The 16,143-nt window shown below is 71.5% G+C and carries 12 protein-coding genes; 7 read left to right on the forward strand and 5 right to left on the reverse strand.

Going from position 1 to position 16,143, the window contains the following annotated elements; all coding sequences use genetic code 11:
* Positions 1-380: 380 nt before the first annotated feature.
* Both NI17_RS15115 and NI17_RS15120 read right to left on the reverse strand, forming a co-directional pair.
* Positions 381-1,301: an aminoglycoside phosphotransferase family protein gene (locus tag NI17_RS15115; protein ID WP_068692230.1), complete on the reverse strand. Its 921-nt coding sequence runs from the start codon at positions 1,299-1,301 to the stop codon at positions 381-383.
* A gap of 330 nt (positions 1,302-1,631) precedes the next feature.
* Entirely contained in the window at positions 1,632-2,321 is a 690-nt protein-coding gene (locus NI17_RS15120; protein ID WP_068692225.1) for a sirohydrochlorin chelatase, read from the reverse strand.
* A 653-nt stretch (positions 2,322-2,974) separates the two neighbouring features.
* On the opposite strand from NI17_RS15120, the gene NI17_RS15125 reads away from it, so the two are divergent.
* From NI17_RS15125 to NI17_RS15145, 5 genes are all read left to right on the forward strand, one after another.
* Positions 2,975-4,267, forward strand: a complete 1,293-nt coding sequence (locus NI17_RS15125) for a phosphotransferase (protein WP_068692224.1) — start codon at positions 2,975-2,977, stop codon at positions 4,265-4,267.
* A gap of 195 nt (positions 4,268-4,462) precedes the next feature.
* Positions 4,463-5,272, forward strand: coding sequence for a nucleotidyltransferase domain-containing protein (locus NI17_RS15130; protein ID WP_068692223.1), 810 nt, complete (start codon positions 4,463-4,465; stop codon positions 5,270-5,272).
* A 71-nt stretch (positions 5,273-5,343) separates the two neighbouring features.
* Positions 5,344-5,901 (forward strand): peptide deformylase, encoded by a 558-nt coding sequence (gene def / locus NI17_RS15135; RefSeq protein WP_068692219.1) that lies wholly within the window; start codon positions 5,344-5,346, stop codon positions 5,899-5,901.
* A 146-nt stretch (positions 5,902-6,047) separates the two neighbouring features.
* Positions 6,048-7,025 (forward strand): coiled-coil domain-containing protein, encoded by a 978-nt coding sequence (locus NI17_RS15140; RefSeq protein WP_068692217.1) that lies wholly within the window; start codon positions 6,048-6,050, stop codon positions 7,023-7,025.
* Positions 7,026-7,502: 477 nt separating this feature from the next.
* Complete coding sequence (locus NI17_RS15145; RefSeq protein ID WP_068692210.1) at positions 7,503-9,653, forward strand: elongation factor G-like protein EF-G2; 2,151 nt, start codon at positions 7,503-7,505, stop codon at positions 9,651-9,653.
* Positions 9,654-9,699: 46 nt separating this feature from the next.
* Here the strand turns inward: NI17_RS15145 and NI17_RS15150 are convergent, their stop codons facing one another.
* From NI17_RS15150 to NI17_RS15160, 3 genes are all read right to left on the reverse strand, one after another.
* Positions 9,700-10,494 carry a M48 family metallopeptidase gene (locus tag NI17_RS15150; protein ID WP_068692209.1) on the reverse strand — a complete coding sequence of 265 codons (795 nt, stop codon included), beginning with the start codon at positions 10,492-10,494 and terminating at the stop codon, positions 9,700-9,702.
* A gap of 98 nt (positions 10,495-10,592) precedes the next feature.
* Positions 10,593-12,491 (reverse strand): amidohydrolase, encoded by a 1,899-nt coding sequence (locus tag NI17_RS15155; protein WP_243597717.1) that lies wholly within the window; start codon positions 12,489-12,491, stop codon positions 10,593-10,595.
* Between the two features lie 196 nt (positions 12,492-12,687).
* The gene (locus tag NI17_RS15160; RefSeq protein WP_068692207.1) at positions 12,688-13,767 is read right to left on the reverse strand and encodes a CDP-alcohol phosphatidyltransferase family protein; all 1,080 of its coding nucleotides are present in this window, start codon (positions 13,765-13,767) and stop codon (positions 12,688-12,690) included.
* Positions 13,768-14,023: 256 nt separating this feature from the next.
* Here NI17_RS15160 and NI17_RS15165 point away from each other — a divergent pair, with 256 nt between their 5' ends.
* Together NI17_RS15165 and NI17_RS15170 are read left to right on the forward strand one after the other, a co-directional pair.
* The gene (locus NI17_RS15165; protein WP_068692206.1) at positions 14,024-15,463 is read left to right on the forward strand and encodes a GuaB1 family IMP dehydrogenase-related protein; all 1,440 of its coding nucleotides are present in this window, start codon (positions 14,024-14,026) and stop codon (positions 15,461-15,463) included.
* Between the two features lie 172 nt (positions 15,464-15,635).
* Entirely contained in the window at positions 15,636-16,031 is a 396-nt protein-coding gene (locus NI17_RS15170; protein WP_068692204.1) for a DUF3592 domain-containing protein, read from the forward strand.
* Positions 16,032-16,143 lie beyond the last annotated feature (112 nt).

A 16,143-nucleotide genomic window follows, 5' to 3' on the forward strand; every position in this document is an offset into this window, starting at 1 on the left:
GGCCGCGCGCCCGGTCCGTGTCCCGCGACGGCGGCCGCGGCCGGGGTTCGGGGAGCGGTTCGACGCTTCCCCCGCCGCCTTCGGGCCGCGGGTCCGCCGTCGCGGGACACGGCGCCTCGGTCAGGAGCGCGGGAGGAGACGACGGCTGCCCGCCCGGAATCGGTGGCCGCCGACGCGGGGATGTGGCTGGTCGCGTCCGCGGAGAGCACGGTCGAACGGCGCGGTCCGGAGCACCGGTGTTCTCCGGGAGAGGACGGTGTCCGTCCGGGGTCCGCTCACGTGTGGTTCCTCTTTTCCTCGTCCCGACCGTTCATCGGGTTCGGGCGGCCAAGAGCAGTGCGGATCGGTGTCGGCGCGACCCGGCCGACCGGGGGAGGCGGTCAGGCGCTGGACAGCTCCATCGCCACCTTGAACGCCTGGGTGTCGGCACGTCCCCGGTTGGCCAGTGCGGTGGCGAAGACGGGGGCGAAGGCGACGCACCATCTGAACAGGCGCTGGCTGGGCACGCCGATCCCGGCGGCCAGGACCATGCACCGCTCCTCGATCTCGTTGAGCGACGTGGCCTTCCACACCGCCCAGTCGACCGCGTCGTAGGCGGCGTCGCCCAGGCAGCCGCGCGGGTCGATGGCGACCAGGCCGCGCCCGGCCCCGCCCTCGAGGATGTTGCCCGGATGCAGGTCTCCGTGGAGCGGCACGGCGTTGTCGCCCTCCCAGGCCAGACCGCGGGCCAGGGAGTGCCCGTGGTGCATGAGGGGAGCCGGTACGAGTTCGGCGGCGGGTCCCTCGGCCCGCGCGCGTTCCCACAGGTCGAACAGGAAGTTGATCCGGCTGCCCAGCGGGTGCAGCTCCCAGCGCGTCGAAGCGCCGATCCTGATCTCGTGCAACTCGTTGATGAGGGCGCTGATCCGCTCCATCGGCGGGACCACGCCGATCTCGGCGATGGTGAACCCCGGTTCGACGGCCTCCATCAGGATGCCGCCGCGCCGCGCGTCCACCTCGTAGACCCGCGGGACCCGACTGGTGGACGCCCATATGTTCAGGACGCGCCCCTCGGCGCCGATGAGGGCGGGGTCGGGGCTCACCTTCAGCACGGCCGCCGTCCCGTCTGCGCGGCGGCAGCGCAGGACCACCGACGTCTGGCCGTGCGGGCCGATTCCCTCGACGGTGAGATTCCAGTCGGCGGCGAGATCTGAGACGAGGCTGGGGAGTCCGTCGAGCCAGTGCAGCGCTCCGGTACCGAAACGCCGGACCAATCGGTCTCGCTGTTTGTCATCGATCGGTTTCGCTGTGACGTCGTTCATGAGAACCACCCTATGGAGATCGTGTTTCCTCTATCCGTGCTTCCCCCGTCGGCTCCTGTCACTCCTGCCCCACCGGTGTTCCGTGAACCGGAGGGGCGTGCGGACGGCTCCTGTCCGCCCCGGAGCGGGTTCGGGAGAGCCTCCGATTCCGAAAATCGGGACCGGTTTTTCAGAACTCGGGGATTTTGGCCGGTGAAAAGGGCAACGCCCGGGAGACCGGCCTCCGGGCGGAGGCCGGTCTCCCGGGCGGAGCGCCGCGGGCCATTCCGGGCAGGGCATTCCCGCGGTCCGCCTTCGGTCGATGTCCCCACAACCGACCGAAGTCCCGGTTCACGCCGCCAGGCGGGCGGTGGCGGCCCGGTGCTGGGCCAGCAGGGTGTCGATGACGACGGGGGAGGGACCGAACGGCGCGGTGACCGCCGTCGCGCCGATCTCCCGCAGCCGGTGCAGGTCCGCGCCGTCCACGAGCTGCCAGGTGGCCACCGCGACCCGGTCGTGGCCGTTGCGGCGCAGACGTGCCACGGCGTCGGAGACCGAGGGAGCCCACGCGTGCAGGTAGCCGACCTGGACGGGGGTCTGGACGCGGCGGCTCAGCATGCGGGCCACGTCGATCACCTGGCGGCGTTCGCTGTTGCCGGGGAGTTCGGGGCCGCCGTCGGCGGCGAGGACGACGCCGTCGCCGGGACGCCACCCCTCGGCGTGCAGTCGGGTGACGAGCTGGGCGACGATCGAGGGCACGGCTCCCAGCGGGGCCGTGGCGCAGGCGTCGAACCGGCTGTCGAGGTCGAGTCCGGCCAGAAGTTCGGTGCTGGCGGCGTCGCTTCCCGCGAGGAAGGCCGGGACCACCACGAGCGGCCCCTCGATGGACTCCACCGCGGCGCGGAGTTCCGTCGGTGAACCGAAGGCCGCCTGTACCGGCGCCTCCCTGCGGTCGGCCACCGCCTCCGCCAGATCGTGCAGGGCCTCCTTCCGCCGGGTGTCGCGTGTTCCGTCCGCTACGAGGACCATAGTCGGGACCATAACCACTGCCTCCAAAAAGACCCGAGGTAACCCTGCCCGTTAACCCGGAAGCCTAATGAGCATGGGTTTCACACAAATGAAGCCGTGTTACGCGTGCGCTAACAGCGACCAATGGTGCCGCCCCGCCCGTCCAAAGACGGGGTAAAGACCGAGTCGGTTGGCTCCGGTGGTGCGCCGCAGGAACAGACCTCCGGCGACCAGCACTGGTAGCCACACGCCAAACAGAATAATCGATGGGAATTCCTTTTTCCATATCGCAACAATGTTGCGCCCATCACTCGCGATGTCGTTCCGCGGAACGCGGGGGATGCGGCCCCGCAGCGGGACTGGGGTGGCGTGTGGCGGTCAAGGGGCAGCCTTCCAGGAGTTTCACCGGAGCGACCGAGCTATTCCGGTCGGCGTGGTACTCAGGAAATACCCAGAATCGAACACGGTTTAACATAATTTCCCACACCGGGGGCGCGAATCCCCAGCCCAGAATGGTAGAAATCGAAAAAATCCGACATCAGGTGATGTGAATTGCCGGTCGGCACCGCTCCCGACCGGCGCCCCACCGGCCGCGCGGCCCCGCGGGCCGCTGACACGGTCGTGCGCCCCCTGCCGCCCGCCGCTCCCCGCGGTCACAATGGAACAGGCGACCCGAAGGAGGAGCGGTGCACCACAGCGCCGACGAGGAACTGACACGGGCGGACCCCCGTCTTCCGGGACTGGGCGTGCTGCTCTCTTCCCGATCCGTCCTGGACCTGCTCGACTCCCTGCTGCCGACCGGCGTCGAACGGCCGCGGCGCGTCGAGGTGGAGCGCGGACGCTACCTGCGGGGGACCGGCCTCGCCGCGACGCTGACCCTGCACTACGCGGACGGCCCGCGGCACGCCTTCGCCCGGGCGCTTCCCCCCGACGCGGCCGGGACCGCCGAGGAGGTCCGCTACGCCCGGCAGTGGACCGGGCGACCGGACGGACGCACCGTCGACCTCGGCGCGCTGGAGGAGCCGCGCCTGCGCGGACCGCTGTGCGCCGCGGACCTCGGCCTGGTCCTGGGACCCCCCGTGGACGACCGCGCGCTCCCCTCCGTGCGGCGCTTCGCCGCCGTGCCGCAGAGATTCGTCGACACCGCCGACGCCTCGGCACACACCCTCTCCTACCTGGCGGGACACCGCTGGGTCGGCCGGATCGACGACGCGGCCGGACACCCCCGCCTCGTGGTCCACGCCCGTTCGGGAGGGGTGAACGCGGCCTCCCACCTGGCTCCCGCCGTCGCCGGACTCCCGGTTCCCGACCTGGTCAGGGTGAGCCGCTACGGCCTCCTGGTGACCCGGTGGCTGCCCGGAGAACCCCTCGACCGACTGGCCGCCCGCGACGGGGCCGCCGGGCGGGCCGCACTGGCGGAGACGGGCCGCCTGCTGGCCCGACTGCACTCGGTTCCGCCGCCCCGGGAGCTTCCCCCGGCCGATCCGGCCCCACGGGTCGCCCGGGCCGCCGAGGAGGTCGCCGCGCTCCTTCCCGGCCTGGCCGGCCGGGTCCGGGCGGCGGCACGGGAGTGCGCCGCGGCGCTGGACGACGTCTCGGACGCGCCGCGGGCGCTGGTCCACGGCGGCCTGCACGCCGGACGGGTGCTGGTGGGCGACGGCGGTCCCGCGCTGACCTGTCTGGAGGAGGCGCACGTCGCCCACCCGGCGACCGACCTGGCCGACCTGGCCGCGGCCGAGTACGCGCGCCGACCGGCCGGCGGAGCCCCGCCCTCCGTGCCCGAAGCGCTGCTCGACGGCTACCTGGACGGACTCGGCTCCCCCGCCGCGGCGGAGCGGACACGCCGCGGCCTGGGCGCGCACTCGGCCGCGGCCCTGCTCCGCCGGGCGACCGTCCCCTTCCGGCTCGGCGCCGCCGACTGGGACGCGCGCGTCACCGACCTCGTCGCCGCCGCCGAGACCGCGCTCGCGGCCCGCTGACCGGGAAGCGCCGTCACGGCGGCAGCGGGGTTCTTCGGTACGATCCCCTTGTCCAAGCGAATATCGGCTCCCAAACTGGGAAGTGCAGGCACTCAGACCGTCTGCGCCCCGGACGGCCGGACACACGCCGCGGTGCACACCCGCCGGGGAAGGACCGCGGCCCGTCCCCGAACAACTGGACTGGAGAAGTGACTGATGGCTGTCCATCCACTGGTGCGAACCGTGGCCGAGGCGTTCCTGGGCGGCGCCGACGAGGAGGCCCCCGGTCTTGTGGAGGGTCTGTACCTCACCGGATCGGTGGCTCTGGGCGACTTCCGGCCGCACACCAGCGACATCGACTTCGTGGTGGTCACCACCGCCCGACTCGACGACGCCCAGCGCGCCGCGATGCGCCGGGTGCACTCCCGTGTCTGCGCCCGCTTCCCCCGTCCCCACTTCAACGGCATCTACGTCACCTGGGACGACCTCGCCGTCGACCCGCAGCACTGCGGTCCGGTGGCCTCCGTGCTGGGCGGCCGGTTCCGCGCCCGGGCCAGCGCCGACGTCAACCCCGTCACCTGGCGGGTGCTGGCCGAACGCGGGGTGACGGTCCGCGGTCCACTGCCGGTGGAGGTCGACATCTGGGACGAACCCGGCACGCTGCGCGCGTGGTCGCTGGGCAACCTGGAGGAGCACTGGCGGCGCTGGCGCGCCAAGGCGGGCCGCCTGGTCACCCCGCGCGGTCTGGCGGTCCTGGGTTCGCTGGCGCCCTCCTGGAGCGTGCTCAGCGTCAGCCGACTGCACTTCACCCTGCGCACCGGGGAGATCACCTCCAAGTCGGGCGCGGGGTTCTACGCCCTGCACGCCTTCCCCGAACACTGGGAGCGCATCGTCAACGAGTGCCTGCGCATCCGACGCGACTCGGCGCTGCCCTCGCTGTACCGCAACGCGTTGGAGCGGCGCCGCGCGGCGCTGGACTACATCGAGATGGTGCTGGACGACGCGTTGGCGCCGAACCCGGCCTGACCCGCGCCGGGACGGCCGGTCCCACCGCGGCTCGGGGCGGCGGGCCGCCGGGCGAGGCTACTCTTTGACCCATGAGCAAGCGCGCCATCGTCCTGTTCGGCGACCCGGTACTGACCGCGCCGACGACGCCGGTCACCACGTTCGACCGGCACACCAAGGCCCTCGTACGCGACCTGCTGGACACCGTGGACGCCCCCGGCCGGGCGGGGGTCGCCGCCACCCAGATCGGGGTCGGGCTACGTGCGTTCAGCTACAACGTCGAGGGCGCGATCGGCTACGTCATCAACCCCGAGATCGTCGAGTTGTCGGAGGAGACCCAGGACGACGGCAACGAGGGCTGCCTGTCCGTACCCGGGCTGTGGTACCCGACCAGGCGCGCCCAGCGCGCGGTGGTCAAGGGGGTCGACCTGCGCAACGAACCGGTCACCGTCGAGGGGACCGGACTGCTGGCCCGCTGCCTGCAGCATGAGACGGATCACCTCGACGGCCTGCTCTACCTGGACCGACTGGACCGGGACACCCGCCGTGCCGCCATGCGCGAGATCCGCCGCTCCTCCTGGTTCCTGCGCTCCCAGGAGCCCTCCGAGTCCGCGGCGCCCCTTCCGTCCGCTTTCGGAGGAAAGCCCTAGCCCGCGGACTCCTGTCGGTAAAAAGGAGACATTGACTAGGCATATCACGAGAAGATCTCATAAGGTCTGCTCAGCATCACGTGGCCCCTGGGAAACCCCCGCCCCACCTCTGTCCGGCCACAGGTCCCTCCCACGGAGCGAATCAAGTGAGCAGATCCGTCAATCCTTCCCCTTCACCGGTCCGCCGCCGCGGCGCAGTCGTCTCCGCCGCGCTGGTGGGACTCCTCCTGGTGTTCACCTCCCCCGGTCACGCGGACCCCGACGACGAGGAGCCGACCCTGGAGGAGCTGAACGAACGGGCCGAAGCCCTCGAGGAGGAGTACGACGCCGAACTCGTCCAGTACACCAGCGCCAAGGAGGAGGCCGAGAAGGCCTCCGACAGGGTCGAGGAACTCCAGAAGGAACTGGACGAGGCGCGCGGTGACGTGGCGGTGATCGCGGCCAGCCAGTACAAGGGCGGCGGCATGGACCCCGTCGTCGAGATCGTGATGAGCAGCTCCCCGGAGCAGATGCTCTCCGACGCGGCCCTGCTCGGCCAGGTCTCCCACATCAGCGGCTCACGGGTGGCCAACCTGATGGAGCTCAAGTCCGAGGCCGAGGAGGCCAAGGAGGAGGCCGACGCCGCGCTGGCCGACGCCGAGGAACTGGTCGAGGACCTGGAGGAGCAGCGCGACGAGGTTCTCGCCAAGATCGAGGAGTACGAGGCCGAGCAGGTTCCCGTCACCACCGGCACCGGTAGCGTCCCCGACAGCGCGCGCGGCTGGGGCTTCGACGGCGCCACCCCGCGCATGGCGGCCATCCGCGACGAGATCATCAGCACGTTCGGCGCCCCCTACCCGGTCGGCTGCCTGCGTCCGGGCGATTCGGGAGAGCACGGCTCGGGTCGGGCCTGCGACTTCATGATGAGCGCGGGCGGTGCGATGCCCAGTGCGGCCAACCGGGATCTGGGCTGGCAGATCGCCGAGTACGCCAAGGCCAACGCCGGACGTCTCGGCGTCATGTACGTGATCTGGGAGCAGAAGATCTGGGACTCCCGCAATCCGGGCGCGGGCTGGAAGCCGATGTCGGACCGCGGCAGCGTCACCCAGAACCACTACGACCACGTGCACATCTCGTCGTACTGATCCGCCGCGGGACCCGGGGCGGACCACCACGGGTTGGCGCTGGAGTGGGGAGGCGCCCCGGCGCCGCCCCACCCGCGCCCCCGCAGACAGGTCACCGGGGAGAACACCGGACACCCACCCCGACACCCCCCGGTGCGGGGGCGGGCTCGCCTGAGCGGCACCGAGTCGATCCGCACCCCGCCCGGGGGCCGCAGCCATCGCCGGACCCGCCGGGGGCGCGCCCCGTGGCCGCGCACAGGGGCATGCGGCCCACCGTGCCGCAGCACGCGCCTCGGCGCGGGGGAGGCTGCCTCTACCGAATTCCGCGTCACCGTCCCCGGCATGTCGCCCCACGGCACCCGTGTCACGGAAAAAGGCAAAGATCACCGGTTTCCCGGCACAACGGTCTTGTTATATCCGACCACACGGGTGACGGTAGAGGTGTTCCGCGTCACATGGGGGAACGCGGTGACGTCACCTCTGGGGGGAGTGGTGAGCATGGCGGACAGATCCGGTTCCGCGACCGCCGGCAGGGCGCCCACGGTCGACCGGCCCCACGACATCCGCAACGTGGTCCTGGTCGGCCATTCCGGTGCCGGAAAGACCACCCTGGTCGAATCGCTGCTGGCCGCGTCGGGAGTGCTCAGCCGGGCCGGTCGGATCGAGGACGGCACGACCGTCAGCGACCACGACGAGGTCGAGGTGCGGCAGCAGCGTTCGGTGAACCTCTCCGTGGCGCCGCTGTGGGTGGACGGAACCAAGGTCAACCTGCTGGACACCCCGGGATACGCCGACTTCGTGGGCGAGCTGCGCGCGGGGCTGCGCGCGGCCGACGCCGCCCTGTTCGTGGTCTCGGCGGTGGACGGGGTCGACGGGACCACGCGGATGCTGTGGGAGGAGTGCGCCGCGCTGGGCATGCCGCGGGCCGTCGCCGTCACCAAGCTCGACCACCACCGCGCCGACTTCTTCGAGGTGGTCGCCCAGTGCCAGGCCGAGTTCGGGGAGGGCGTCATGCCCGCCTACGTCCCCGTGTTCGGCGGCGAAGGCGGGACGCGCATGGTGCGGGGGCTGCTGGGACTGCTCTCCCAGCGCTACTACGACTACTCCGGCGACACCCCGGTGGAGACCGACCCCGACCCGGAACTGCTCCTCGACACCGAGCCGATGCGCGCCGCGCTGATCGAGGGGGTGATCCAGGAGAGCGAGGACGAGACGCTCATGGACCGCTACATGGCCGGTGAGCGTCTGGACAACGCGATGCTCGTCGCCGACCTGGAGGCGGCGGTGGCGCGCGGCGGCTTCCACCCGGTGGTGGCGCTGTCGGCACTGAACGGGGTGGGCGTGCCCGAACTGCTGCGGGAACTGCCGCTGGCCTGCCCGAGCCCGGTCGAACGGCCGCTGCCGCCCGTGGCCACCCCCTCCGGGGAGGAGGTCACCGGCCTGCGCTGCGATCCCGAGGGGCCGCTGCTGGCCGAGGTGGTCAAGACGGTCGGCGACCCGTACGTGGGCCGGGTGAGCCTGGTCCGGGTGTTCTCCGGAACGCTGCGTCCCGACCGGGCGGTGCACGTGTGCGGCCGCGGTCTGGCCGACCGGGGCCACCAGGACCACGAGAGCAACGAGCGGGTCGGTCCGCTGGGCGTCCCGCTGGGTCGGCGGAGCAGCCCGGTCGGGCGGGTCGTCGCCGGTGACATCTGCACGGTGGCGAAGCTGTCCGGGGCGGAGACCGGCGACACCCTCTCCGGTGCGGACCGGCCGCTGCGGATGCCGCCGTGGACCTTCCCCGAGCCGCTGCTGCCCACCGCGGTGCGCGCCGAGCACACGGCCGACGAGGACAAGCTCTCCCAGGCGGTCTCCCGGCTGACCGCCGAGGACCCGACGGTGCGGGTCGAGGTCAACTCCGAGACCCACCAGATGGTGCTGTGGTGCATGGGCGAGGCCCATCTGGACCTGGTGCTGGACCGGCTCGCCAACCGCTACGGCGTCGCGGTGCGGACCGAGGAGGTCGTCGTCCCGCTGCGGGAGACCTTCGCCGTTCCCGCGCAGGGGCTGGGGCGCAACGTCAAGCAGAGCGGCGGACACGGCGAGTACGGCATCTGCCGGATCAGGGTGGAGCCGCTGCCGTCCGGTTCCGGTCTGGAGTTCGTGGACGAGACCGTCGGCGGAGTGGTGCCGCGCCAGTACGTCCCCTCGGTGGAGAAGGGGGTGCGCGCCCAGATGGAGCAGGGGGTGCGCTCGGGGTATCCGATGGTGGACCTCCGCGTGACGCTGTACGACGGCAAGGCGCACTCGGTGGACTCCTCCGACATGGCCTTCCAGAAGGCGGGCAGACTCGCCCTGAAGGACGCGGCGGACAGGACCCGGGTCGCGATGCTGGAGCCCGTGGACCTGGTGGCGGTGCTGGTCCCCGAGGAGTACATGGGCGCGGTGATGAGCGACCTGTCGGCACGTCGGGGCCGTGTCGTGGGCAGCGACCCGGCGCCTGGCGGACGGATTCTGGTCAGGGCGGAGGTCCCCCAGTTGGAGATCGTCCGCTACGCCGTGGAACTGCGTTCGCTGTCGCACGGGACCGGCACGTTCACCCGCAGGTATCTGCGTCACGAACCGTTGCCGCCGCAACTGGCGAAGGAGTACGCGACCGCCGCGCCGTGAGCCGGGGCCGCCCGGGGGCTCTCCTCCCCCGGGTCCCCGGCCTCGGTCAGAAGATCCGGCCGGGGCGGTCACGGTCTTTGAGCGCGGCGAACCGCCAGGTGTTGACCGGGTGGGTGGCCAGCACGTTCACCAGCATCACGAAGAAACCCTGGTCGGTGTGGGCCCGGTCGGCGATGTCGTCGAAGTCCACCCGGTCGTACAGGTACTTGCCCGCCGCCAGGACGCGCAGGGCGTGCACACCCTCGGGGCAGAAGCGGTGGGCGTGGTTGTCGGCGGTGTACTCCTGCGCCCGGCTGAGGGAGCTGCCGAGGCCGGGGATGAGGTTGGCGATGGAGACGCCGACCTGCCGCCAGAAGGACGCGTGTCCGGCGGCGATGTGCCCCACCTCGTGGCCGATGACGAACCGGAGCGCGTCGGGGTCGCCGCGCAGGGCCCCGATCTCGAACAGGTCGCTGGTGATCGCGACGTAGCGGCGGAAGCCGTGCCCGGAGGCGAACGCGTTGACCCGCCCGTTGCCCAGGACCACGTAGGCGTCCGGTGTCTTCGGCAGGCCGAAGGCGTGGGCGGCGTCGACCACCATCCGGTACGCCTCGGGGAACTGCCGCTCGGTGATGCGCACGCCGTTGACCCGCTGGCGCGCGTACAACTGGCCGCGCGCGAAGAACACCAGGGTCGGCACGAGCAGGACCAGCAGCGGCTGGCTGCTGTGCTCGGAGATCGCCCGGTCGAGCGTACCGAACACGGTGAGGGCGGTGACGGCCACGCAGGTCCACAGCAGCCGGTTCTCCTGCGGATGGCGCAGCGACCGGCGCTGCCGACGGTCTCCCCAACCCCGGATCATGCGGCCGTTCCGTTCGGTTCCTGCGGGCGGCTCCGGTGCTCGACCGGTGTGTTCGACGGCTGTCCCCCGCGGGAGGCGGTATGGCCGCGTGGTCGCGCCTAGTAGTGGTGGGGCGGCTCGTCCTGGTGGGGCTGGGTGCCGGGGGGAGGGGGCGGCGCGTCGACCGGCGGCCCCGAGGGCGGTGGTGCGGAGAACGCGGGACCGGAGGGCGGACGGAACGAACTCGACGGTCCGGTCTCGGTGCCCTGGGTCGGTCCCCGCGGGGGCGGCGGGGGGTCGCGCAGGAGTTCGGCCATGTCCGTGTGCTGTGTGGACTCGTCCTCGTCGTCGTCGAGCAGCGCCCGCATGTCCGTGTTCTGCGTCGACTCCCCCTCGTCGTCGTCGAGCAGCGCCCGCATGTCCGTGTTCTGCGTCGACTCCCCCTCGTCGTCGTCGAGCAGCGCCCGCATGTCCGTGTTCTGCGTCGACTCCCCCTCGTCGTCGTCGAGCAGCGCCCGCATGTCCGTGTTCTGCGTCGACTCCCCCTCGTCGTCGTCGAGCAGCGCCCGCATGTCCGTGTTCTGCGTCGACTCCCCCTCGTCGTCGTCGAGCAGCGCCCGCATGTCCGTGTTCTGCGTCGACTCCCCCTCGTCGAGGGTGAAGGAGCGGCCGTTCCTCGCCAGACCGGAGGTCGCGCGTCCCGGTCCCGCGCTGCGTCCCAGATAGGTCAGGGCGGCGATGGTGAGGGCGGCGAGTCCGGCGCGCAGCGTGGGCTCACGGTCGGGGGCGAAGTGGGAGGAGTGGGAGCCGGGCACCGAGGCGAGCTTGTCGAACGGGGTGGTGCCGGGGGCGGCGGCCCACACCTCGTGCGGGGTGGAGCCGATGAGCCACAGGACGTACGGCACCGGGTCCGGATCGCCGGGCAGCCCGAACACGCCGAAGTCCTCTCCGACGGTGAAGGGCTCGGGCAGGTCGATCACGTAGGCGTCGCCGAAGTAGGCGCGGTGCGCGGCGGTCAGCGCGCGGGTCTGCTCGGCGTCGTTCCGGGTCAGCCCGGAGGCCCGTACGACGGTGACCTCGGGGTCGCGGGGCGCCGCGGAGGCCGCGGCCTCCGCCCTGACGACGCGCTCGATGGCGGCGTGCAGCCGGTCGGCCACCCGTTCGTTGAGGCAGCGCGTGTTGATCTCCAGGTACGCCTCGCTCGGCACGAGGTCGGACCTGACTCCGGCCCGCAGCACACCGACGGTGAGCACGGCCATCTCGCTGGGGTTGACCTCGCGCGCGACGATGGTCTGCAACCGGGTGACGATGGAGGCCGCGATGACCACCGGGTCGACACCCGTCTGCGGCTGGAACCCGCCGTGGCCGGTGCTGCCGAAGACCCGCACCCGCACGGTGCTGGACATGCCCAGAATGACCCCGGCGCGGTGCGCGATCATGCCCGCGGGCTGCGGTCCGACCCGCTGGGCGAGGGCGATGTCGGGCCGTCCGAAGCGTTCGTAGAGTCCGTCGGCGAGCATGGCCTCGGCGCCGTCGAGGGTCTCCTGGCCCGGTTGGGCGACCACCATCAGGGTGCCGCTCCAACGGTCCCGGGAACCGGCCAGCAGGTCGGCGGCGCCGACCAGGCAGGCGGTGTGCGCGTCGTGGCCGCAGGCGTGCATGATCGGCACCTCCTGGCCGTCGGCCGCGGTGCCGCGCGCCGTGCTGGCGTAGGGCAGGCCGGTCTGCTCCTCCAGGGGGAGGGCGTCCATGTCGCAGCGCAGCAGCACGGTCGGCCCCTCCCCGTTGCGGAGGACGCCGACGACGCCGGTGCCGCCCACGCCCGTGGTGACCTCGTAGCCCGCGCGGGAGAGCCATTCGGCCACGGCCCGGGAGGTGCGGTGCTCCTGGTACGACAACTCGGGGTTTCGGTGCAGGTCGACGTAGAACCCCTCGACGAGGGGGAAGATCTCGTCGACGAGACGCATGACCTCGCTGCCGTGTTCTGCGACACGTCGTGGATCGACCGCCTGCGGCACTGCTGCCACCGCCTTCGTGACTTCGGTTCGATGGGACGGACCGTGCTCGGGCCCCGTCGGAATCCACGTGACCCGCAATGATTGTCCCGACCCGGGTCCAGAATCTCAACACGGTTCCGGTGGCCGGGGCCCCACGGAGGTCGTCCGCCGGCCCCTCGCGCACGGGTCCGGTCGGGACCGGACCCGTGCGGCGGGGTCACTCTCCGGTGAGGATCCGCATCTCCTCGTTGAAGCTGCGGGTGGCGAGCCACAGCTTGTAGACCAGGATCGTCTCGAAGAGCATCAGCGCGGCGCTGGAGAAGACCGCCACCGGGACGATGAGGCTGTTCCAGGGGGTGAACAGCGAGACGACCGCGGTGAGCGGCGCGACCACGCAGACGAACATCTCGAACTCGATGCCGCTGAACAGGTGGGGCCGGACCCGGTGGCGCAGCAGGAACAGGCGCACCCTGGCGTACCAACTGAACTTCTGGAAGAACCCGCCGTGGATGTCGATCACGTGGGTCTCACCGTCGCCGTTCCCGTTGTTCCCGGCGACCATCCCGCGCACCTCGGTCGCGGTCAACTGCGGGTTCTCCCGCAGGATCTCCTCGACGAAGACCACCTGGCGGGCGGCGGCCGGCTGGAGTCCGGAGTCGCGGTAGCCGCTGTTCTCCTCGTCCTCGGAGTCCGTCTCCCCCTCGGCGGCCTCCGCCTCGGTCTCCGCGGGCGGGTTCACCTCGGTGCTCTCGGCGTCCTCCACCTCGGGGCGCTCCGTCTCACCCGCGACCGCGGCGCGCAGCTGGCGCCGCATGCTCCTGCGGATCTTGCCCATCTGGGGGCCGTTGAGGTAGCGCAGCAGGTCGAAGAAGGTCAGCAGGGGGGCGAGCAGCAGGTAGACGAGCTCACCGGTGTACATCCACTGGCCGATGAGGAGGGCCATCATGCAGACGAAGAAGCGGATGCGGTCGAAGACGAAGTCCACCCAGGCGCCGAACACCGAGCCCGTGCCCTTGAGCCGCGCGATCTTGCCGTCCATGCAGTCCAGCACGAAGCTGAGATGGAACAGCAACGCCCCCGCGACCAGCCACTGCCACTCCGCCATCGCGAAGCAGGCGGCCGAGGCGAGGCCGAGCAGTCCCGCCCCGAGGGTCAACTGGTTGGGGGTGATCGAGGTGTGATTGGCGGTCCACACGACCAGTCGCCCGGCGAGCGGGTCGACCAGAAATACCGTCCACCAGGCGTCACGTTTCTTGTACGTGCGTTCCTGGACGTCGGCGAGTGTGAATGATGTCATCGTCTTCTGTGCTCCTGTGCGGACTCTGGACTTCCTGGGGCTGGGAGAACGACTGCGACGGGTCCTCCGCCTTCCCGGAGGGGAGGGACGGAAACGGGCGATTCCCGGAGAACGGGACCACGGCCGGCGGGTATGGCGTCGGCAAAAGGCACGCACGACCGGTCCGGTCATAATTGGTGACGACCAGGGGGTGCGGGGTCCGGTCCGTGTCACGTCTTCCGAGTACCGCACCAGCAGCGACGACCGAGGGAGACACGTGCGCTTTCTCAACGACCAGGTGCCCACCCACGACCTGACCTACGGCGACGTGTTCATGGTTCCCCAACGTTCATCTGTTGGTTCCCGGATGAACGCCGACCTGGCATCGCATGATGGTACCGGGACCACGATCCCCATCGTAGTGGCGAACATGACAGCGGTCGCCGGTCGCCGGATGGCCGAGACCGTCGCGCGGCGCGGCGGCCTGGTCGTCATTCCCCAGGACATCCCCACCGACGTGGTGACGGACGTGGTCCGGTGGACGAAGAGCCGCCACCTGGTGCACGACACGCCCATCACCCTCGGCCCCGAGGCGACCGTCGGCCACGCGCTGAACCTGCTGCCCAAGCGGGCGCACAACGCCGTCATCGTCGTCGACGACAGGCGCCGCCCCGTCGGTGTGGTCACCGAGGCCGACTGCGCGGGGGTGGACCGCTTCACCCAGTTGCGCGAGGTCATGTCGACGGACCTGCTGACCGTCGCGGCGGGCACCGACCCCCGGGAGGCGTTCGGCACCCTGCACGACTTCCGGCACCGCCTGGCCCCGGTGGTGGACGGCGACGGTTCGCTCGTGGGTGTGCTGACCCGCACCGGGGCGCTGCGCGCCACCCTCTACCAGCCGGCGGTCGACGCCCGGGGGCGGCTGCGCGTGGCCGCCGCCGTCGGCATCAACGGCGACGTGGCCGCCCGGGCGGCGCGGCTGGTCGAGGCGGGCGTCGACACCCTGGTGGTCGACACCGCGCACGGCCACCAGGAGAAGATGCTCGACACGCTGCGGCAGGTGCGCGCCCTGGACCCCGGCGTGCCGATCGTGGCGGGCAACGTCGTCACCGCCGAGGGGGTCCGCGACCTCGTCGCGGCGGGCGCCGACATCGTCAAGGTCGGGGTGGGGCCCGGCGCGATGTGCACCACCCGCATGATGACGGGTGTGGGCCGCCCCCAGTTCTCCGCCGTGCTGGAGTGCGCCGCCGCGGCCCGCGAACTCGGCAGGTCGGTCTGGGCCGACGGTGGGGTCCGGCATCCGCGCGACGTGGCGCTGGCGCTGGCCGCCGGAGCGAGCAACGTGATGATCGGCTCCTGGTTCGCCGGGACCTACGAGTCCCCGGGGGACGTGCTGCGCGACGCCGAGGGCAGGCTCTACAAGGAGAGCTTCGGCATGGCCTCGGCCCGCGCCGTCCGGCTGCGCACGGCCGAGGACTCGCCGTTCGACCGGGCGCGCAAGGCGCTGTTCGAGGAGGGCATCTCCTCGGGGCGGATGTATCTGGACCCCGAGCGCCCCGGGGTCGAGGACCTGCTCGACCTGATCGTCGCGGGGCTGCGCAGCGCCATGACCTACGCCGGGGCCGCCACCCTGGAGGAGTTCCACGGGCGCGCGGTCGTCGGTGTGCAGAGTTCCGCCGGATACAACGAGGGGAAACCGACGCCGAGCGGTTGGTGACCGACCGCGCTTCGCCCGCCGCCTCCGGCGGCCCGCTCCGCCGCGGCCGGGGCGCACCCGCCCCCGCTTCCCGGAGCCCCGTGCGCGACCGCGCGCACGGGGTCGCGACCTCCTTCGAGGAACCGGCGCCCCGGGAACCGGTCCTGTCCGTCCGACACATCCGGGATGGTCCGTGGAGCTCTACTACCCCCTCCTGCCCATCGGCATCGGTCTGGTGTCCCTGCTGTGGCTGGTGCACGACATCGTCGCGACGTGGCTGCTGCGGCTGCGCGGCGACCACGCCGAAGGCAGGATCGTCGGCTACGAGGAGACCAACCGCACCTCGAAGATGGTCGTGCGGTTCCACACCGAGGACGGTGAGGAGGTGCTCGCCGTCCACGACAACTCCTCCTGGTCGGCCGCACGCCACGGTGACCCCGTCACCGTCTCCTACGATCCGCGCAACCCGCGGCGGGCCCGTGTCGTCGCCGCGTCGTGGCTGAGCCTGTGGCCGCGCGCGCTGTTCCTGTCGTTGGCGGCGGGCATTCTGCTCATCGGCTGTCTTCTGGGTTTTCTCGCCTGGTTCTGAGATCCGCCGCTCAGGGCCGTGACCACGGATTTCACTGTCGCTGCGGTGTTTTCCGGATGCTCCATGTCCGTCTCGACACGCTGTACGAAGTTGGACACGATACGATCCTTGC

The organism is Thermobifida halotolerans (genome assembly GCF_003574835.2).
Classification (GTDB): Bacteria; Actinomycetota; Actinomycetes; order Streptosporangiales; family Streptosporangiaceae; genus Thermobifida; species Thermobifida halotolerans.